Source organism: Mycobacterium sp. 852002-10029_SCH5224772 (genome assembly GCF_001667315.1).
Taxonomy (GTDB): Bacteria; Actinomycetota; Actinomycetes; order Mycobacteriales; family Mycobacteriaceae; genus Mycobacterium.
Genome location: NZ_LZHT01000016.1, coordinates 1 through 19,739, shown reverse-complemented (window position 1 = coordinate 19,739; position 19,739 = coordinate 1). Strand labels below are relative to the sequence as shown.

The window sequence follows — 19,739 nt, the reverse complement described above, 5'->3', positions numbered from 1 at the left end:
GCCAGCACCGCGGTGCCCATGCCGCTGATGCACACCGTCGACCTCAACGCCGGCACCATGGACACCGAGGACGGCCCCCAGCTGCACGCCAACTGGACGTGGGCGCCCTCGGCGCTCGACCGCGAGCAGGTGACCCGGTTGAGCAGGCTGTGGTTCGAGGCCCTGGCCGGCATCTGCACGCACGTGCGCGACGGCGGCGGCGGGCTGACCCCGTCGGACGTCGTCCCCGCCCGGTTGGACCAGCCGCAGATCGACCAGCTCGAACGGCGCCTGCCGATCGCCGACATCCTGCCGCTGACCCCCCTGCAGGAGGGGCTGCTGTTCCACGCCAACACCACGCGGGGCAGCGACGACCACCTCTACGTGGTGCAGCTGGATCTCAGCTTGACCGGCCCGATCGACCACGACCGGCTGCGCGAGGCGATGCACACGGTGGTCACCCGGCACCCGCACCTCGTCGCCCGGTTCTGCGACCAGTTCGACGAGCCGGTGCAGATCATCCCGGCGGACCCGGCGATGGCCTGGCGGTACCTCGAGGTTCCGGCGAACGGATCCCAACCCGAGGAGCAGATCCAGCGCCTGTGCGCGGCCGAACGCTCCGCCGTCTACGACCTGGCCGACCAGCCCGCGGTCCGTGCCGTCCTGATCCGCACGGCGCACGACCGGCACCGGCTGGTGCTCACCATTCATCACATCGTGCTCGACGGCTGGTCGGTCCCGATCCTGCTGAACGAGACCTTCGCCTGCTACACCGGACAGCGCCTGCCCGTGCCCGCGCCCTATCGCAGGTTCGTGACCTGGCTGGCCGAGCGCGACGTCGACGCCGCGCGCGCGGCGTGGGGTGAGGTGCTCGCCGGCTTCGACACCCCGACGCTGGTCGGGCCGCCGCACCAGCTCGAGCCGGGCGCCCGGGGCGTGCAGTCGTTCACGGTCTCCGCGGAGAGCACGCGGGCGCTCAGCGAGCTGGCCCGCTTTAGCCACACCACCGTCAGCACCGTGCTGCAGGCCGCGTGGGCGCAGCTGCTGGTGTGGCTGACCGGCCAGCACGACGTCGCCTTCGGCACCACCGTCTCGGGCAGGCCGGCCGAGGTGCCCGGCGCCGACACGATGGTGGGTCTGATGATCAACACTGTCCCGGTGCGCGCGCGCATCACGGCGGCCACCACCACGGCCGACTTGCTCACCCAGCTGCAAGGCGCGCACACCGCCACGCTCGATCACCAGCACCTGGCGCTGAGCGAGATCCACCGGATCACCGGCCAGGACAAGCTGTTCGACACCTTGTTCGCCTACGAGAACTATCCGCTGGACACGTCCGCGATGGCCGTCGACCACGAACTGGGCATCACCGACGTCAACATGTTCGAGCGCAACCACTACCCGTTGACGATGCAGGCCGCCCTGTCCGGAGAGGAACTCGGCCTGCGGGTCGAATACGACGCCGGCGTCTTCGACGCGCGGACCATCGCCGCGCTGAGCGAGCGGCTCGAGCGGGTGCTGGTCGCGATGACCGCCGATCCGGCCCGGCCGCTCTCGTCGGTGGACCTGCTCGACGCGCCCGAACACGCCCGCCTGGACGCGATCGGCAACCGGGCGGTCTCGGTCCAGGCGCCGCCGTCATTCCCGTCGATTCCGGCGTTGTTCGACGCGCATGTGGCCCAGACCCCGGACGCGGTGGCGATCCGCTGGGCCGACCTGTCGATGACGTACCGCGAGCTCGACGAGGCCGCCAACCGCCTGGCACACCTGCTGGCCGGTCATGGTGCGGGCCCGGGACAGTCTGTCGCGCTGCTGTTTTCGCGGTCGGCGCAGGCGATCGTGGCGATCCTGGCGGTGCTCAAGACCGGCGCGGCCTACCTGCCGATCGACTCGGCGGCGCCGGCCACCCGGATCCGATTCATGCTCGAGGATTCCGCGCCGGTCGCCGCGATCACCACCGCGGGCCTGCGCTCGCGGCTAGCTGGGTGCGACGTGACGGTCATCGACATCGAGGACTCACAGATCGACACCCACGCGGGCACGCCGTTGCCGGCGCCCCCGGCCGAGGGCGTCGCCTACATCATCTACACGTCGGGCACCACCGGCGTTCCCAAAGGTGTTGCGGTCACCCATCGCAACGTGACGCAGCTGCTGGAGCCGTTGGACGCGGGCCTGCCGCGCGCGGGCGTGTGGACGCAAAGCCACTCGTATGCCTTCGACGTCTCGGTGTGGGAGATCTTCGGCGCGCTGCTGCGCGGCGGGCGGTTGGTGGTCGTCCCCGAGTCGGTGGCACGCTCCCCGCAGGACTTCCATGCCCTGCTGGTCGCCGAAGGGGTCAGCGTGCTGACCCAGACCCCGTCGGCGGTGGCCATGCTTTCCCATGAGGGGCTGGACTCGGTGTCGCTGGTGGTGGCCGGCGAGGCCTGCCCGCCCGAGGTGGTGGATCGCTGGGCGCCGGGGCGGGTGATGGTCAACGCGTACGGCCCGACCGAGACGACGATGTGCGTGGCGATCAGCGCACCCCTGACGGCGGGATCCGGGACGCCACCGATCGGTTCGCCGGTGGACGGCGCGGCGCTGTTCGTGCTCGACGCGTGGTTGCGTCCCGTGCCCGCGGGCGTCGTGGGGGAGCTGTACGTCGCCGGATCCGGGGTGGCCGCGGGATATGTCGGCCGGTCCGGACTGACCGCGTCGCGCTTCGTGGCGTGCCCGTTCGGGGCTCCGGGAACGCGCATGTATCGGACCGGGGACCTGGTGTGCTGGGGTGGCTCCGGATCCGATGAGGGCCAGCTGCACTACCTGGGCCGCGCCGACGAACAGGTCAAGATCCGGGGCTACCGCATCGAACTCGGCGAAGTCCAGACCGCGATGGCCGCACTGGACGACGTCGATCAGGCGGTGGTGATCGCCCGCGAGGACCGCCCCGGTGACAAACGCCTGGTGGGCTACATCACCGGAAACGCCGACCCGGGCGAGGCGCGCACCGCGCTGGCCCAGCGTCTTCCGGGCTACATGGTGCCGGCGGCCGTGGTCGGGCTCGACGCGCTGCCGCTGACACCCAACGGCAAACTCGACGCCCGCGCGCTTCCCGCCGCCGAATACACCGGCACCGGCTACCGGGCCCCGTCCAACGCCGTCGAGGAGGCGCTGGCCGCCAGCTTCGCCCACGTGCTCGGCGTCGAGCGGGTCGGGGTCGACGACTCCTTCTTCGATCTGGGCGGCGACAGCATTTCCGCGATGCGGTTGATCGCGGCGATCAACACCAGCCTGGGCGCCGACCTCCCGGTGCGCAGCTTGTTCGACGCGCCCACGGTCAGCGGGTTGAGCCGGCGACTGCGCCCGGACGCGACGGACGCCGAAGACGTGGTTCCGGTGCAGACCCTCAAGCACGGGGCCGGCGGCGTTCCGCTGTTCTGCGTGCATCCCGCGGGCGGGGTGAGCTGGCCGTATCGGGTTCTCGGAAACCACCTGGACTGCCCGATCGTCGGGATTCAGCAGATCCCGCGCAACGGCGACGGTCCGCGCTCCATCCGGGCCATGGCCGAAGCCCATGCCGACCGGATCCAAGACGTCTATCCCGGCGGGCCCTACAACATCCTGGGCTGGTCGTTCGGTGGGGTGGTCGCCCACGAGATCGCCATCGAGCTCCAACGGCGGGGACGCGTGATCGGGCGCCTGATCCTCCTCGACGCGCAACCCGGCATCGACGGCGGCCTGGCCCCGCCCGAGCACGCCCTCGGCGAGCAGCGGGTGCTCGAAGATGCGTTGCGGGCCTACAACATCGGACAAGACGGCCAAGACGGACAAGACGGGCAAGACGGGCAAGACGGACAAGGCGGGCCGCGCAGCAAACCGCTCTTCGAGCTGCTCCTGGGGAATCTCAACGGCAACATCGAGCTCTATCGCCACCACGAGCCCGGGCGCTTCGAGGGCGATATCACCGTCTTCTCCGCGGCGCGGGATGACGACGAACGCGGCGCGCAGCTGTCTCGATCCTGGGCGCCCTACGCGTCCGGCGAGATTCGGGTGCACTCGATCGACTGCACGCACACCGAGATGCTGAGCGCCGAATCGGTCGAGCTGTATGGGGAACAACTCCGGAACCTTGTCCGCACGACGATGCGACCCACCTCACACTCCCGTCGCTCGCGGTGATCACCGCACATTGATCGTGGGCGTTGGCGGGTCGTTGCAGCACTTTTGGCGGACGTCACGCGCGTGTCGAATCGGGCCCCGGTAGGGTCGAAGAGGTGTGCGGAGTCACCGGGGAGGTACGACTCGACGGGCGGGCGCCCGATGTAGCGGCGGTCTCAGCGATGGCCGCCGTGCTGACGCCGAGGGGCCCGGACAGTGGCGGCGCCTGGTCGCAGGGCCGGGTCGCGCTCGGTCATCGTCGCCTCAAAATCATCGACCTGACCGAAGCCGGCTCGCAGCCCATGGTCGACTCCGAGCTGGGTCTGTCCATCGCCTGGAACGGGTGCATCTACAACTACAAGGAGCTGCGCAGCGAACTCAGCGGGTACGGCTACCGCTTCTTCTCGCACAGCGACACCGAGGTTCTGATCAAGGCCTACCACCGGTGGGGTGATGACTTCGTCAGCCACCTGTTCGGCATGTTCGCCTTCGCCATCGTCGAACGCGACAGCGGCCGGGTGCTGCTCGGGCGTGACCGGCTCGGCATCAAACCCCTGTACCTGACCGAGGACAGCCACCGCGTCCGGTTCGCGTCGACGCTGCCGGCGCTGCTGGCCGGCGGCGGTGTGGACACCCGGATCGACCCCGTCGCCCTGCACCACTACATGAGCTTCCACTCGGTGGTGCCCGCCCCGGCCACCATCCTGCGCGGGGTCCGCAAGGTGCCGCCCGCCTCGCTGGTCGCGATCGAGCCCGACGGCAAGCGCACCGTCACCACCTATTGGGCGCCCGATTTCACCCGGCACGCCGACCGCTCGGACTGGTCGGAGCGCGACTGGGAAGACGCCGTGCTGTCCACGCTGCGCCTGGCGGTCAAGCGCCGGTTGGTCGCCGACGTGCCGGTCGGTTGCCTGCTGTCCGGCGGCGTCGACTCGAGTTTGATCGTGGGCCTGCTCGCCGAGGCCGGTCAGCACGGGCTGTCCACCTTCTCCATCGGCTTCGAGTCGGCCGGCGGCGTCAAGGGCGACGAGTTCCAGTACTCCGACATCGTGGCCGAGCGTTTCGACACCAACCACCACCAGATCCGCATCGAGACCGACCGGATGCTGCCCGCCCTCGATGGGGCCATCGGCGCGATGAGCGAACCCATGGTCAGCCACGACTGCGTCGCCTTCTACCTGCTCAGTCAGGAAGTGGCGCGCCACGTGAAGGTCGTGCAGTCCGGCCAGGGCGCCGACGAGGTGTTCGCCGGCTACCACTGGTACCCGCCGATGGGTGAGGCCGCCGCCGCCACGCTCGAGGGCGCGGTCGCCCAATACCGCGGCGCCTTCTTCGATCGCGACGCGGCCGGGGTCGACGCGTTGGTGGGGTCGGGCATCGTCGCGCCGGGCGACCCGAGCCTGCGGTTCGTCACCGAGCACTTCGCGCAGGCCGGCGCCGAGACCGGCATCGACCGCGCGTTGCGGCTCGACACCACCGTGATGCTGATCGACGACCCGGTGAAGCGGGTCGACAACATGACGATGGCGTGGGGACTGGAAGGCCGGGTTCCGTTCCTCGACCACGAGTTGGTCGAGCTGGCCGCCACCTGCCCGCCGGAGTTGAAGATCGCCCACCAAGGCAAGGGCGTCCTCAAACAGGCTGCGCGACGGGTCATTCCGTCGGAGGTCATCGACCGGCCGAAGGGCTACTTCCCGGTTCCGGCGCTGACCCACCTGGAAGGGCCCTACCTCGACATGGTCCGTGACGCCCTCTACGCTCCGACCGCCAAGGAACGCGGCCTGTTCAACACCGACGCGGTCGACGCGCTGCTGGCCAACCCCAACGGCAAGCTGACCCCACTGCGCGGCAACGAGCTCTGGCAGATCGCCCTGCTCGAGCTGTGGTTGCAGCGGCACGGCATCACGGGGCCGGTTGCATGACCGTGGTCGATCCGTCCGGCGACCACACCGAAGCGATCACGCTCGGCCTGCACGACGCCTCGCCGCCGGAACTGGTCGATGCGATGGCGAAGGACGTTGAGCTCGAATTGGGTTGGGGCCGACTCATTTTCGGGCAGACATTCGCCGACTCCCAGCAATTGGTCGAGGCGTTGCGGCGCGAAGGGCCCGGGCGGCGCGACATCTGCATCTACGCCCGTGAATCCCACGTCGTGGTCGCCGAGGCCCCGACCGAGCTTTTCATCGACCCCAGCCACACCTACCGGCTGCGCTTCACCGGCCGGAAGAAGAACTCGCCGCCGTCGCCGGTGGGCGTGACGGTGCGCACGCTGAACGACCCGATCGACGCCGACGCCATGAACCGCGTGTACGTGCGCTGCGGAATGGTCCCGGCCGGGGTCGACGTGATCTGGGAGAACCATCAGCATGTGCCGGCGGTGAAGTATCTGCTCGCGGTGCGCGACGAGGACGGCGCCGTGGTCGGCACCGTCACCGGCGTCGACCACGAGTTGCTGTTCAACGACCCGGAGGAAGGATCGAGCCTGTGGACCCTGGCCGTCGATCCGGCCGCCGGGCTGCCCGGGGTCGGCGCGGCCCTCACCCGGGCCCTGGCCGATCACTTCCGCGACGCGGGCCGCGCGTACATGGATCTGTCGGTGGCGCACGACAACGCCGCCGCCATCGGCCTTTACGAGAAGCTGGGTTTCCGTCGCGTCCCGGTGCTGGCGATCAAGCGCAAGAACGCGATCAACGAGCCGTTGTTCAGCCCGCCGCCGGAGACGATCGACGACCTCAACCCCTACGCCCGGATCATCGCCGACGAGGCGCTGCGCCGCGGGATTTGGGTCGAGGTGCTCGACGCCGAGACCGGCGAGATGCGGCTCACCCACGGCGGCCGCAGCGTCATCACCCGTGAATCGCTCTCCGAATACACCTCGGCGGTGGCCATGTGCCGCTGCGACGACAAGCGGTTGACCCGGCGCCTCGTCTCCGAGGCCGGCATCACCGTGCCCCGCGCCCGCCTGGCAACCTTCGACGAGAGCGACTTCGCCTTCCTCAAGGAGGTCGGCGAGGTCGTCGTCAAACCGACGCGGGGCGAGCAGGGCAAGGGCATCACCGTCGGCGTCGTCGCCGACAACGGGCCCGACGATCTGTCCGCCGCCCTCGCGCGCGCCCGCAAGCAATACCCCGACGTGCTGATCGAGCAGCGGGTGACCGGCGACGACCTTCGGCTCGTGGTGATCGACGGCCGCGTCGTGGCCGCCGCGCTGCGCTTGCCTCCGGAGATCATCGGTACGGGGGAGCACAGCGTGCGCGACCTGATCGCGGCCGAAAGCCGGCGGCGCTCCGCGGCCACCGGCGGCGAGTCCCGCATCCCCCTCGACGACCTCACGGAATCGACCGTCGCAGAAGCGGGTTGGGACTTGGACGATGTGCTGCCCCAGGGCACCCGGCTCAGGGTGCGCCGCACCGCCAACCTGCATCAGGGCGGCACCATCCACGACGTCACCGCACAGGTGAACGCCGAACTGTGCCGGGTCGCGGTGACCGCGGCCGAGGCGATCGGCATCCCGGTGACCGGCATCGACCTGCTGGTGCCCGACGTCACGGGCGCCGACTACGCGTTCATCGAAGCCAACGAGCGGCCGGGGCTGGCCAACCACGAACCTCAGCCCACGGCAGCGGCTTTCATCGACTTTCTGTTCCCCGGCCACCCCGGCCAGCCGCAGGCCTGGACGCCTGAGGAGTCCCGCTCGGATCGTGGCTGACGTCGGTCGAACCAGAACGGAGACGCCCGTGAGTGCGAACGCGCAGACCAAGACCATCGAGACGCAGGTGCCCGCCCGGCTGGACCGGCTGCCGTGGTCACGGTTCCATTGGCGCGTCGTGATCGGCCTGGGCGGTGTCTGGGTGCTCGACGGGCTCGAGGTCACCATGGTCGGCAACGTCTCGGCCCGGCTGATGGAGCACAACAGCGGCATCGCCCTGAACGCCGCGCAGATCGGCATGGCGGCGGCGATCTACATCGCCGGAGCCTGTACGGGGGCGCTGTTCTTCGGTCACCTCACCGACCGGTTCGGTCGGCGAAACCTGTTCATCCTTACGCTCGCAATCTATTTGGTCGCCACCGTGGCGACCGCGTTCGCCTTCGCCCCGTGGTATTTCTTCCTGACCCGCTTCGTCACCGGTTCCGGCATCGGCGGCGAATACGCCGCCATCAATTCCGCCATCGACGAGCTGATCCCCGCGCGGGTACGCGGCCGTGTCGACCTGGTGATCAACGGAACCTATTGGCTGGGGTCGGCCGCCGGCGCGGGCGGCGCGCTGATCCTGTTGGACACGTCGAACTTCCCGCCCGACATCGGGTGGCGGCTCGCCTTCGGCATCGGCGCCATATTCGGCATTTTCGTCCTTCTCGTGCGGCGCAACGTTCCGGAAAGCCCGCGGTGGCTGTTCATTCACGGCCGCGACGACGAAGCCGAGCAGATCGTCGGCGACATCGAGGAGGCGGTCGAGCGGGAGACGGGACAGCCGCTGCCCGAACCGCAGGGTAAGCCGCTGCGGATCCGTCAGCGCAAGGCGATTTCGTTCCGCGAGATCGCCGGCGTGGCCTTCAAGCTCTACCCGCGGCGCGCGGTCCTCGGGCTGGCGTTGTTCATCGGGCAGGCGTTCCTCTACAACGGCGTCACGTTCAACCTCGGCACACTGCTCAGCCAGTTCTACGCCGTGCCCTCCGGCGTGGTGCCGGTGTTCTTCGTGGTGTGGGCTCTGAGTAATTTCGCCGGCCCGCTGGTGCTCGGGCATCTGTTCGACACCGTCGGCCGCAAACCGATGATCACGCTGACCTACATCGGTTCCGGCGTGGCAGTGGTCGTGTTGGCGCTGGTGTTCGTCACCCAGGCCGGCGGTGTCTGGGCCTTCATCGGCGTGCTGATCGTGGCGTTTTTTCTGGCGTCGGCGGGTGCCAGCGCGGCGTACCTGACGGTCAGCGAGATCTTCCCGATGGAGACGCGGGCGCTGGCGATCGCGTTCTTCTACGCGATGGGCACGGCGATCGGCGGTATCACCGGCCCGCTGCTGTTCGGTCAGCTCATCAACTCCGGCCACCGCAACGAGGTCGTCTGGTCGTTTTTGATCGGCGCGGTCGTGATGGCGGCCGCCGGCCTGGTCGAACTGTGGCTCGGCGTGGCTGCCGAGCGGCGCCCGCTGGAAGAGCTGGCGTTGCCGTTGACGGTGGAAGACGCCGAGCGCCAAGAGGATTCGGCGCCGCTACCGGACTGACGAGCGGGGCCCATCAGCCGTACGCGTCCCACCAGGTGTGCAGGTCTTCGACGGTGGTTGTTGTACCGCGGAGCCCGGCTGGGTGACTACCGGACGTCGTCGTCACCGGCGGCGCGCTCGGTGAGCCCTTCGCGAGACAGCGCCCGGACGAATCCGTAGGCCTGCATCCCGGCCGGGCCGGGATTGTCGAATATCCATTCGTTGATCTTTTCCAGCGCCGTGGCCAGGTCGTCGCGCTTGACCCGGACCAGATATGTCTTCCGGTCGTCGTCCGGATCCTCGATGGATTCGGCGACCGCGACGGGGTTCCTGAACGCATACGCGATCCCGTGCACGGCGTCGTGGTTGAGTGCCCAGTGAATTTCGCTGGGGCGCAGTCGATTCACCGCCAGATTCCGATAGTCATGGTCGTCGTCTGAACTGCTCACCGGGCCGGTGATCCTTTTCTGTGGCGTCGAGAACGTGGACAGCGCTCAGCGTGAAGGCGATGTCGCGCGAGGCGATGAACCGGGCTTATTCATCATAGGAAGCGGAGCCGTCGGCCGCATGTCGAGCGCCGGTGCGCACGACCGGGGTCAGCGGGTGTACTTCAAGAACAGGTAGTCGTCGCAGACCAACGCGTGCGCCAGACGCATGGTGACCGGCGCGGTCAACCGCGCCGGGTGCACCCGATAACCCACCGGTTGGCTCGCGGCGAGTCTGGGGGCGAGCGTGACGCAGAGTTCGGTCACGGCGTCGGCCTCCACCAGCTCGTCGAGCAGGGTCGGCCCGCCCTCGCACAGGATGCGGTGCATGCCGCGCTCACGCAGCATCGCGACGGCGCGGGCCACGTCCACCGTGTTCTCACCGGCCACCATGATCTGTCGCCGGTCGTCGTCGTCGGGGTCGAGCCGCTCCGCGGTTCGCGCGCAGGTCACCAGGATCGGTGGTTGTTCGGGGTTGCTGAACAGCCGGGCAGGCAGTTCGGCGCTGCGGCTGACGACGGCGATCGGCGGGGGCGCGAATCGCCCTTCATGGTGCCGTCTGGCCCGTGCCGCGTCGGTGAGCTGCACCGGGCCGTAGTTTTCGGCGCGGGCGGTGCCGGCCCCGACCAGGACGACGTCGGCGAGCCCGCGCAGGATTCTCAGCAGCCGTTGATCGGTGGGACACGACAGCGGACCGGCGCGCCCGCCGAACGCGGCGGCGCCGTCGGCGCTGAAGATCATGTTGGCGCGCAGGCCATCCGGGGTATCGGCATAGAACGGCGCGAGTTCGACGATGCTGGGGACGGTGCTGACGCGGGGAGACTGGGCCACGGTCACGCCTCGTGGCCGGGTTCCATCTGGCGGACGTCGCCGAAGGACACCCAGCTTTCCAGCTCCCGCGGCGGGCTGCCGCTGACCGGTGCCAGCAGGTGCCCGACGTGGTCGCCCAGCGGGAAACGTTCCAGGATCTCGCCGACGAACCAGGCGGCCGCGTCGTCGAGGATGGGCATCCGTTCGGGGCCGGAATGCCAAAAACAGCGGTCGAACTTGTCGATCTTGTCGCTGGTTTGGCCGCCGAAGAGCTCCACGATGTCGAGGTGGGCGTGGTCGAACACGTGCACGGCCAGGTGGGTGGCGTCGCGCGCCGTACGGAAGGTGTGGTTGCGCTGCGACAGGCCGACCAGGAATCGGGGCGGATGAATGCTGGCCTGGCTGGCAAAACCCACCAGGCATCCGGCCGGGGTGCCGTTGGCCTGCGTGGTGACGACGAACATCGGATAGTTCAGCAGCGCCACCAGCTTTTCGAATGCTTCGGTTTCCGGTTCGGTTTCGGGGTCGGCCATCTGGTCAGTCTTCCCCGTCGGACGCCCGGAGAATCGTATTTGCCGCGATTTGCGTGGCGACGGGCCTTGCCCGGCCCGCCGCGGCGGAGGACCCGGTCATGAGGTGTTTCCGTTGCGCCGCAGCCTGATTCGAGCGATGATTTGCCGCATCGTGTAGGCGGCCACGCCGATAGCCAGCACGGCCGTACCGGACAGCACCGACCACCGCGGCATCGCGAAAGCCAGCACCACGCATCCGAGCAGTCCGATCACCGGGATAGCTCGGTGCGGGCGGCCCTCGTCGCGCCCGAGGGTGAGCGCGGAGGCGTTGGCGACGGCGTAGTAGATCAGCACGGCGAACGAGGAGAAACCGATGGCGTCGCGAAGGTCGGCGGTGGCGGCCAGGATCGCGACGACGACGCCGATCAGCGTTTCCGCGCGGTGGGGCACCTGAAATCGCGGGTGCACGGCGGCCAGCGCGTGGGGGAGATGGTGGTCGCGGGCCATGGCCAAGGTGGTGCGCGAGACGCCGAGAATCAACGCCAGCAGGGACCCCAGCGCGGCGACCGCCGCCCCCGCCTGGACCAGGGGAACCAGCCAGCCCGTTCCCGCCGCGCGGGCCGTTTCGACCAGCGGGGCGGCGCTGTCGGCGAGGCGGGTGGGCCCCAGCACGGAAAGCGCGGCGGCGGCCACCAATGCGTAGACAGCCATCGCGATGGCCAGTGCCAGCGGTATCGCCCGCGGAATGGTGCGGGCCGGGTCCCGGACCTCCTCGCCCAAGGTCGCAATGCGCGCATAGCCGGCAAAGGCGAAGAACAACAACCCCGCGGCTTGCACCACGCCTCCGAGGGTCGCGCCGGCCAGGCGGAACTGGTCGGCGTCGGCTCTTCCCGAGCTGAACGCGGCGACGATCACCGCCGCCAGCACGGCCAGCACCAGCGCGACGATGATGCGGGTCAGCCAGGCCGACTTCTGCACTCCGGCGTAGTTCACCGCGGTCAGCGCCACCACCGCCGCCACGGCCACCGCATGTGCCTGCTCCGGCCAGACGTAGGTGCCCACGGTCAACGCCATCGCCGCGCACGAGGCGGTCTTTCCGACGACGAAGCCCCACCCGGCCAGGTATCCCCAGAAGTCGCCGAGCCGCTTGCGGCCGTAGACATAGGTGCCGCCGGAGGCGGGATAGCGCGCTGCCAGGCGCGCGGAGGAGGTGGCGTTGCAGTAGGCCACCACCGCCGCCAACGCCAGGCCCAGCAGCAGTCCCGAACCGGCGGCGCGCGCGGCTGGGCCCAGCGCGGCGAAGATCCCGGCGCCGACCATCGACCCCAGCCCGATCACCACCGCGTCGAAAACACCGAGGCTTCGGCGCAACTCGTCGTTGTCGGATCGGGCGCCCGCCGGGGTGCTTTCAGACACGCGGTCTCCTCGAAAACAGAGAACGGAACGCTACTGGTGTCACTTCGCGCAGCGCCTAACCTATCAAATTAGTTTGATGTATTGTGCGAGCGTATGGCCTCCGCCACGCGGGCGACCGTCCCACCGCTGCTGCAGATGGCGTCCCATCCACTGCGGTGGGCGGTGCTGACCGAACTGGCATCCGGTGACCGCCGGGTGCGCGAATTGGCCGCCGTCCTCGGCGAGCCGCAGAACCTGGTCTCGTATCACTTGCGGCTATTGCGTTCGGCGGGACTCGTCGACGCGCGCCGCAGCACTTTCGACGGCCGCGACACCTATTACTGGTTGAACCTGACGAAGTGCGCCAAGGCATTCGGCGAGGCCGCCGCCGCACTGCATCCGGGGTTGGCCCCCACTCCTCCCGCCAAGCCCGCGCCGCGGTCGGTGCTGTTTTTATGCACCGGCAACAGCGCGCGGTCGCCGATAGCCGCGGCGCTGCTAGAAAAACGGGGCCGGGGCCGCATTCGCGCCGCGAGCGCCGGCAGTCATCCGAAATCACATCTCCACGCCGACGCCATCCGCGTCATGCGCGACGAGTACGACATCGATCTGCGCGGTGTCCGGCCGCAGCCCTTGGCCGCGGTTGCCCGACGACGCTTCGACTGCGTGGTCACGTTATGCGACAAGGTCCGCGAATACGCGCACGACCACCATCTGGCCACCACGATGCATTGGAGCCTGCCCGATCCTTCCGGCGGTGGCTACCCCGAATTCCGTCGTGTGGCAAGCGAATTGAGCAGCCGCGTCGACTACCTTCTGCCCGTCCTCGGCGTCGGCCCTCGCGGACGGTGATCATGGCGGTCAACCGGCGCGACTTCTGCAAATGGGGTGTCACGATGCTGGCCGCATCGGGTGGCGCCGGCACCGGGGCGCTAACCGCGTGTTCGGGAGCCGCGCAACCCGGTCCGCCCAACGGTAAAGCGGACTACACACTGCGAATCGCAACCGGCACGGTCGAATTGGCACCCGGCCGGATGGTATCGACCTTGACCTACAACGGCCAATTTCCGGGCCCGCTGCTTCGGTTCATGCAGGGGCGGCGCACATGGGTGGATGTCTTCAACGATACCGATTCCCCCGAACAGTTGCACTGGCACGGCCAGCATGTTGGAGTCGACGCTGATGGCGCCGCCGAGGAGGGAACGCCCGACGTGCCCGCGCACGGCATGCGGAGAATCTCCTTTGTACCCGGCCCGACGGGCTTCCGTTTCTATCACAGCCACGTCGTACCGCGCGCCGATCTGTCCCGTGGCCAATACAGCGGATTGGTGGGTCCGGTCTACATCGAGACTACCCAGAACGCGGGTTCCTTCGACCAAGAAATCTTCTTGACGCTCAAGGAGTTTGAGCCCGCGTTCAGTCGGGGAGGCGACATGGCCAGCGACTTCCTCGCCGGCGGGCAGAACCCGGATCTCACGGCGAAGGGGGAGACGTCGATGGCGGCCTCGCTGAGCCGAGGAGACGAGCCCGGCTACGAGGTGGGTTATGGGGCTTTCGCCATCAACGGACGCATGCTCGGCCACGGCGATCCCATCCGCGTGCGAACCGGTCAGGTGGTGCTGCTACACGTACTCAACGGCAGCGCCACCGAGACTCGCAGTCTGGCCCTGCCCGGGCACACCTTCACGGTCGTCGCACTGGACGGCAACCCGGTACCCACGCGCGCGGAGGTGCCGGTGTTATGGCTCGGCGCCGGTGAACGAGTCTCGGCCCTGGTCAGTATGACCAATCCGGGTGTATGGGTTTTGGGCGATCTCTCCGACGACGACCGCGACCGCGGAATGGGCGTGGTCGTCGAATATGCCGGGCGCGGTGGGGCTCCCCAATGGGTAGCACCCGTGCCGTTCAAGTGGGATTACCGGCTGTTCGCCACACCCCATCCGAGCAGCCCTACGCCGCCCGATCGCACCATCGACATGCTGATCGAGAAACGCAACGCCGCCGACAACGGTTTCAACGTCTGGACAATCAACGGCGCACCCTTCGCAATGGACGCCAACAAACCCGTGCTCGATATCGAGCACGGCAAGCGCTACCGGCTGCGCTTGCGCAACGCCAGCGACGACATGCACCCCATGCACCTGCATCGGCACACCTTCGAAATCACCCGCTTCGCTGGCGCATCGACCGCAGGCGTGCGCAAGGACGTCGCGATGCTGGGCGGCTACCAAAGCATGGAAATCGACTTCGTCGCCGACCAACCCGGCCTCTCCCTGCTGCACTGCCACCAACAAATCCACATGGATTACGGGCTGATGCTGTTGCTCAACACCACCTGATCACCAAAACACAGTGCGTATAACGTCAAACAGCACAAGCTGCGGAGCGCCCAGTCTTACCCGAGTGGATTGTTCTGGCGCACACCGCGATACATGCCCCAGCGCACGAACCACGGCATTAGCACGCGTTCGACCGACCAGGATGGGAAGCGGAAGGCACGGCCGGTGGGCAGGAAGACCTCCAGCCCGTTGGGCTGGATGCCCACCAACGAACCCCACCGCCGCCCCGGTGCGCGGTAGGTGCGCAGCGGTCGGCCCGCGAACTCGGCGAGGAGGTTTCGCGCCACCAGGGCGTCGCCGCGGTTGCGGGCGGAGCTGCGCAGCGGGTCGGTGGCCGCGACGTCGCCGAGCGCGAAGACGCCCCGGTGACCGGGCACCCGCAGTTCCGGTGTGACGCGCACAAAGCCGCGCTCGTCGAGCAATTCCGGTGGCAGCCAATCGGTGTTCGGTCGCACCCGCCCGATCGCCCACAGCACGGCGTCGGCGTCCGCCGGGGGCTGCCCGGTGCTCCAGCGCACCGGATCGACGGTGAGCTCGTCGCCCGCGAACCCGTCCGCGACCACGGCGCGGTGGCCCGGGTGCACGCCGACGCCCAACTCGCTCAGTCGGCCGCGAATCCGGTGCCAGATCCGCGGGTGATATTCCTGCAGAGCGGACTCGCCGGGGAAGTACAGGTCGATCCGCTTGTCGGGCCAGGTGATCGCCATGTTCAGGGCGCTGCTGACCGCCGCAGCGCCGCCGCCGACCACGATCACCGACCCGGCGGCGGCCAACCGGTCGTGCGCGGCGCGTAGCCCTTCCCCGATCTCGGTGGCGGACTGCAACGTCGGCCGGCGCCAAAACCCGTTGCTGACACCGGTCGAAATGATCAGCGCGTCGTAGGCCTCGGTGAGGAGTGCTCCGTCCTCGCCTCGGCCGAAGACGGTTTGGGCGCCGAGGTCGATTCCGGTCAGTGTCGCCTGCACCGTGCGGACGCGATCCAGGCGGCGGAACCGATCGAACGGGATCCAGTAATCGCGGGCCCAATCGTGCGGGCGGGAGAGCCGGACGCCGAGTTCCTGGCCGCTCACCAGCGCGGGTTTGGCCGAGATCCCGACGACGTCGGCGTGTCGGGACAGCCTGATCGCCGCGAGGATGCCCGCGTCCCCGAGTCCGGCGACGATGACGCGCTTTCGGTCCATGTCGCTATCCTGCCCTGCGTACGCTGCGGGCGAACCGTTGACCGATCCGATAGCGAGGGGGCCACGTCAGTTGATCCTCATACGCAGATGTGGTCGTCCGGTGCGCCCGGGGCAGTCCGCGCCACGGTCGCACCCTTGGGTGAGCGCGCTGCTGCGCGACCTCGTACGCGCCTCGACCCCGCGCCCCGCCGCGGCACAGCGCGCCGCCATGGACTTCCACAAGGATTTCGTCCCGGCGGTCGTCGCCGAGATCCGGTGGGCGTTCACCCCGCCGCGCACCTGGCTGATGGGTGTGGCGGCCAACGTGGTCATCGCTACCGCCTGGCTGCTGGTGCAGCCGCTGACGCCGGTGGGCCGCCACCACGATTGGGTGATCCTGGTGGGCACCTACTTCTCCTCGTGGGTCCTCGCCGACGTCACCACCACCAACTTCCTGGGTGCCGATCATTACCGCATCCTTCGGGGCCTGTCCGCGGGCGTGCCGTTCTGGCGAATCCTGCTGATCAAGAACCTCGCTCTGCTGGCGATCGTCGGGCTGCCCACCCTGGCCGCCGCGATGGTGCTGACACTGTGGCTGGAATCGCCGGCGCGCCTGGGCATTACGATTCCCACCGTCGCGGTGCCCATCGTGTCCTGGCTGGGTGTGGGAAACCTCATCTCGGTGCTGTACCCGGTCAGTGTCGAGCCGCTGATCCGGCGGTGGCGCCAGCGTGGCGATCTGCGCCGCATTCGCAGCTGGCTACTGGCGCTAGCGCTGCCGTACGCGCTGTACTACGTGGCCGACCCGATGAACGGTGTGGAGCATCGTGTCTTGTGGCAGCAACTGCCCGCCCTGATCTGGCCTGTGTTCGGGCGCGACACGAAGAGCCTTGTCCACGTCGCCATCGCGGTCAGCGTGTGGATCGTGTGCAGTGCCGCCGCCCTCGGATGGGTGCGTCGCCGCGGGCTGCAGATCAGGTGAGCTGTGGCTTGATGTCCTCGATGACCCACTGCGCGTAATCGAGGTACTCGTCCACGCCACCGACGGCGGGAACGGGAACGGCGGTCATCGTCACGCCCTGCTCGGCGAGCCAGCCCAACCGGTCGACGATCTGCGCTGCGCTCATGCCCGGCCGGTCGCTTGCGTCGCGGCGGGCGACGTGTCCTTCGCCGACCCGGTTGGTGCCCAACCCGTGCATCACCTCGAAGGGCCGGCCGTCATAGGAAGGTTGGGACTTGATGTAGTCGAGCTTTTCGGCGATCTGCTCGGGCGGTGTCAGGAACGGCCACCACCCCGATCCGAAGGCGGCCGCCCTGCGTAACGCGGCGTTGACGTCACCACCGATCCAGATCGGAAGATGGGGCTTTTGAACGGGTTTCGGCTCGAAGGCGATGTCGGCGAACGACACGTAGCGGCCGTCGAATCGCGGCGAGTCACTGGTCCACAGTTCGACGATGGCCGCCAGGTACTCGTCGGCGATCCGCCCGCGTTCCCCGAACGGCACGCCGACGAGTTCGAACTCCCGTGCCAGCCACCCCACTCCGAAGGTGACCATCATCCGGCCCCCACTCATCCAGTCGGCGGTGGCCAGCGCTTTGGCCAGCACGATCGGATGCTGCAGCGGCAAGATTGTGATGCAGGAATTGACGGCGACCCGCTCGGTGGCACCGGCGATGAAGGCCTGGGCGGCCGTCGAGTGCAGGTAGTGCGGCCCGGACAACTCGACATGGTCGGTGGGGATGACGAAATGTTCGGGCACCGCGATCATGTCGTAGCCCCACTGGTCGGCGCAGCGCATCATGCGCCGCTGTTCGGGGCCCGTGACGGCCGCTTCCCAGGGCTGCGAAATCGCCTTGAGGCGCAGCATGTGCGGAACGGGGAAGGCGAATTTCATGGGCGTCCCAGCCAGCGGTCCATGTCCCCCAATCTATGGTCTGTGTTGTTAACCTGGCGACGTGGACTCCGAAACGGACCCTGCCAGCAAAAAGCCGACGAACGCGGCATTGGCCGCCACCAGCCGGGCGTTGCTGTGCATGATGTCCTACGAAGAGGAGATCTCCGGCTACGACCTCAAGAAGTGGATCGATTGGAGCGTCGACCTCTACTACTGGAGCCCGTCGTATAGCCAGATTTATACGGAGCTGAAGAAGCTGGAGGGCATGGGGCTGGTCACGTCGCGCGTCGAGCGCGACGAGGGGACCCGCACCCGCCGTCTCTACAAGATCACCGAAGCCGGGATGGCGGCGGCGGTTGATTGGGTCAACGACGCGCCAGTGGACCCACCGGTGCTCAAACACAGTGTGCTGCTGCGGGTTACATTCGGCCACCTGACCAATCCGGCTCGGCTCAAGGAGCTGCTGCAGGAACATGTGGCCTACGCCGATGCCCGCCATCGCAAGGCCGTGGAAGATGCCGACGGTGCCGAGGGCGAACCCGCGTGGGCGTATTCGGTGATCGCGTTGCGCTGGGCGGCGAAGTACTACGCCGCCGAGCGTGAGTTCGCCCTCGAGCTGATGAAGGATATCGACGAGGCCGACGCCGTCCTGAAGAAGGCCGAGAAGGGTGGCTTCGGGAAGCCGCGCCCCACGCCGGGGTATTGGCGCGAAATCGAGAAGCAGGTCCAGGCGAAGCGCGACGCCGACTAGTTCTGACGGTAGGCGACCGGTTTCGCCCGTGCTGTCCTCGCGCCTCACGCGAGCGAGATTACGGATATCGAAATCGCATATCGAAATCCCTTGTGTCACTGTGGTTTCAGTGGCCACAATGCGGAGTTTTTTGTCGGTGGGCCTTCGTAGGGTCTGGGGTATGGGTTCGAGCACGCGCGAGGAGGTCGTCGAGGTTTTCGACGCGCTGGATGCCGACCTGGACCGGGTGTGCGGGTTGTCCTTCGAGGTGTTGACCACCCCGGAGCGGTTGCGCGCGCTCGAGCGCCTCGAGCGCGTCGCGCGTCGGGTCCGCGTACCCGGGCACACCTTGATCAACGAACTACGCGCCCAGGCCACCACGACAGAGCTGGGCGACACGCTGGGGCGTGCGTTGGCCGAGCGGTTACGCATCACCACCGCCGATGCCGGGCGCCGGGTGGCCGAGGCCGCCGACCTCGGGCAACGCCGGGCGCTGACCGGGGAATTGTTGGCACCCACCTTGAGCGCCACCGCGGCCGCCCAACGCCAGGGATTGATCGGCGACGCGCACGTGCGGATTATCCGGGGTTTCTTTGCCGAGCTGCCGGTCGAAATCGACCACGGCACCCGCGAGCACGCCGAGGCCGATCTGGCGCACCAGGCCAGCAGGTTTGGCCCCGCGGAGTTCAACCAGTACGCGCGGCGGGCCATGGGTTGGCTCAACCCCGACGGCACACTCAGCGACGGCGAGCGCGCCCGCAGACGCGGCATCACCCTGGGGCCGCAGCAATATGACGGGATGTCCGCGCTGCACGGCTATTTGACTCCTGAGTTGCGCGCCACCTTCGAACCCGTGCTGGCCAAGCTGGGCGCTCCTGGGGCATGTAACCCCGACGACGAGGTACCGGTCATCGATGAGGTTCCCGACGAGGAGTCGGTGCGCCGCGATCTGCGCAGCCCGGCGCAACGCAACCACGACGCCCTGCTGGCCGGGCTGCGCGCCCTGCTGGCCTCCGGAAAGCTGGGCTGCCACAACGGCCTACCGGTGTCGGTCGTGGTCACCACCACCCTGCAAGACCTCGGGCAAAGGCGTCACCGG

15 protein-coding genes are annotated in these 19,739 nt (G+C 68.4%); 9 read left to right on the top strand and 6 right to left on the bottom strand.

The window, feature by feature from the left end:
- The 4 genes from A5775_RS05965 to A5775_RS05950 all read left to right on the top strand — a co-directional run.
- On the top strand, positions 1-4,134 hold a 4,134-nt coding region (locus tag A5775_RS05965), incomplete at its 5' end, for a non-ribosomal peptide synthetase (RefSeq protein ID WP_156660582.1).
- A gap of 95 nt (positions 4,135-4,229) precedes the next feature.
- Complete coding sequence (locus tag A5775_RS05960; RefSeq protein ID WP_067249088.1) at positions 4,230-6,035, top strand: N-acetylglutaminylglutamine amidotransferase; 1,806 nt, start codon at positions 4,230-4,232, stop codon at positions 6,033-6,035.
- Entirely contained in the window at positions 6,032-7,822 is a 1,791-nt protein-coding gene (gene ngg, locus A5775_RS05955; protein ID WP_067249084.1) for an N-acetylglutaminylglutamine synthetase, read from the top strand. The genes A5775_RS05960 and ngg overlap by 4 nt, the downstream gene beginning before the upstream one ends.
- 28 nt (positions 7,823-7,850) lie before the next feature.
- The gene (locus A5775_RS05950) at positions 7,851-9,335 is read left to right on the top strand and encodes an MFS transporter (RefSeq protein WP_067249081.1); all 1,485 of its coding nucleotides are present in this window, start codon (positions 7,851-7,853) and stop codon (positions 9,333-9,335) included.
- Positions 9,336-9,421: 86 nt separating this feature from the next.
- Here the strand turns inward: A5775_RS05950 and A5775_RS05945 are convergent, their stop codons facing one another.
- The 4 genes from A5775_RS05945 to A5775_RS05930 form a co-directional block, all read right to left on the bottom strand.
- Entirely contained in the window at positions 9,422-9,763 is a 342-nt protein-coding gene (locus A5775_RS05945; RefSeq protein WP_067249080.1) for a hypothetical protein, read from the bottom strand.
- A 147-nt stretch (positions 9,764-9,910) separates the two neighbouring features.
- Positions 9,911-10,630: a pyrimidine reductase family protein gene (locus tag A5775_RS05940; RefSeq protein ID WP_067249094.1), complete on the bottom strand. Its 720-nt coding sequence runs from the start codon at positions 10,628-10,630 to the stop codon at positions 9,911-9,913.
- A 2-nt stretch (positions 10,631-10,632) separates the two neighbouring features.
- Entirely contained in the window at positions 10,633-11,142 is a 510-nt protein-coding gene (locus A5775_RS05935; RefSeq protein ID WP_067249079.1) for a flavin reductase family protein, read from the bottom strand.
- 96 nt (positions 11,143-11,238) lie between these two features.
- Entirely contained in the window at positions 11,239-12,537 is a 1,299-nt protein-coding gene (locus A5775_RS05930; RefSeq protein ID WP_067249076.1) for an APC family permease, read from the bottom strand.
- Positions 12,538-12,630: 93 nt separating this feature from the next.
- Here A5775_RS05930 and A5775_RS05925 point away from each other — a divergent pair, with 93 nt between their 5' ends.
- Positions 12,631-13,368 (top strand): ArsR family transcriptional regulator, encoded by a 738-nt coding sequence (locus A5775_RS05925; RefSeq protein ID WP_067249074.1) that lies wholly within the window; start codon positions 12,631-12,633, stop codon positions 13,366-13,368.
- Positions 13,365-14,855 (top strand): multicopper oxidase family protein, encoded by a 1,491-nt coding sequence (locus tag A5775_RS05920; RefSeq protein ID WP_067249071.1) that lies wholly within the window; start codon positions 13,365-13,367, stop codon positions 14,853-14,855. The genes A5775_RS05925 and A5775_RS05920 overlap by 4 nt, the downstream gene beginning before the upstream one ends.
- Before the next feature lie 56 nt (positions 14,856-14,911).
- Here A5775_RS05920 and A5775_RS05915 read toward each other — a convergent pair whose 3' ends face one another.
- Complete coding sequence (locus A5775_RS05915) at positions 14,912-16,036, bottom strand: FAD-dependent oxidoreductase (RefSeq protein WP_067249067.1); 1,125 nt, start codon at positions 16,034-16,036, stop codon at positions 14,912-14,914.
- A 139-nt stretch (positions 16,037-16,175) separates the two neighbouring features.
- On the opposite strand from A5775_RS05915, the gene A5775_RS05910 reads away from it, so the two are divergent.
- Entirely contained in the window at positions 16,176-16,997 is an 822-nt protein-coding gene (locus A5775_RS05910; protein WP_082952898.1) for a hypothetical protein, read from the top strand.
- Here A5775_RS05910 and A5775_RS05905 read toward each other — a convergent pair.
- The gene (locus A5775_RS05905; protein WP_067249065.1) at positions 16,990-17,910 is read right to left on the bottom strand and encodes a TIGR03619 family F420-dependent LLM class oxidoreductase; all 921 of its coding nucleotides are present in this window, start codon (positions 17,908-17,910) and stop codon (positions 16,990-16,992) included. The genes A5775_RS05910 and A5775_RS05905 overlap by 8 nt on opposite strands.
- Positions 17,911-17,971: 61 nt before the next feature.
- Between A5775_RS05905 and A5775_RS05900 the strand changes: the two genes are divergently transcribed.
- Positions 17,972-18,661: a PadR family transcriptional regulator gene (locus A5775_RS05900; RefSeq protein ID WP_067249060.1), complete on the top strand. Its 690-nt coding sequence runs from the start codon at positions 17,972-17,974 to the stop codon at positions 18,659-18,661.
- Positions 18,662-18,821: 160 nt separating this feature from the next.
- A partial coding sequence (locus A5775_RS05895) for a 13E12 repeat family protein (protein WP_067249057.1) occupies positions 18,822-19,739 on the top strand: 918 nt, incomplete at its 3' end.

Excerpts from the sequence above, each read along its gene's own strand:
- ngg (WP_067249084.1), top strand. The coding sequence starts at position 6,032 with ATGACCGTGGTCGATCCGTCCGGCGACCACACCGAAGCGATCACGCTC.
- A5775_RS05935 (WP_067249079.1), bottom strand. The coding sequence starts at position 11,142 with ATGGCCGACCCCGAAACCGAACCGGAAACCGAAGCATTCGAAAAGCTG.
- A5775_RS05925 (WP_067249074.1), top strand. The coding sequence starts at position 12,631 with ATGGCCTCCGCCACGCGGGCGACCGTCCCACCGCTGCTGCAGATGGCG.
- A5775_RS05915 (WP_067249067.1), bottom strand. The coding sequence starts at position 16,036 with ATGGACCGAAAGCGCGTCATCGTCGCCGGACTCGGGGACGCGGGCATC.
- A5775_RS05905 (WP_067249065.1), bottom strand. The coding sequence starts at position 17,910 with ATGAAATTCGCCTTCCCCGTTCCGCACATGCTGCGCCTCAAGGCGATT.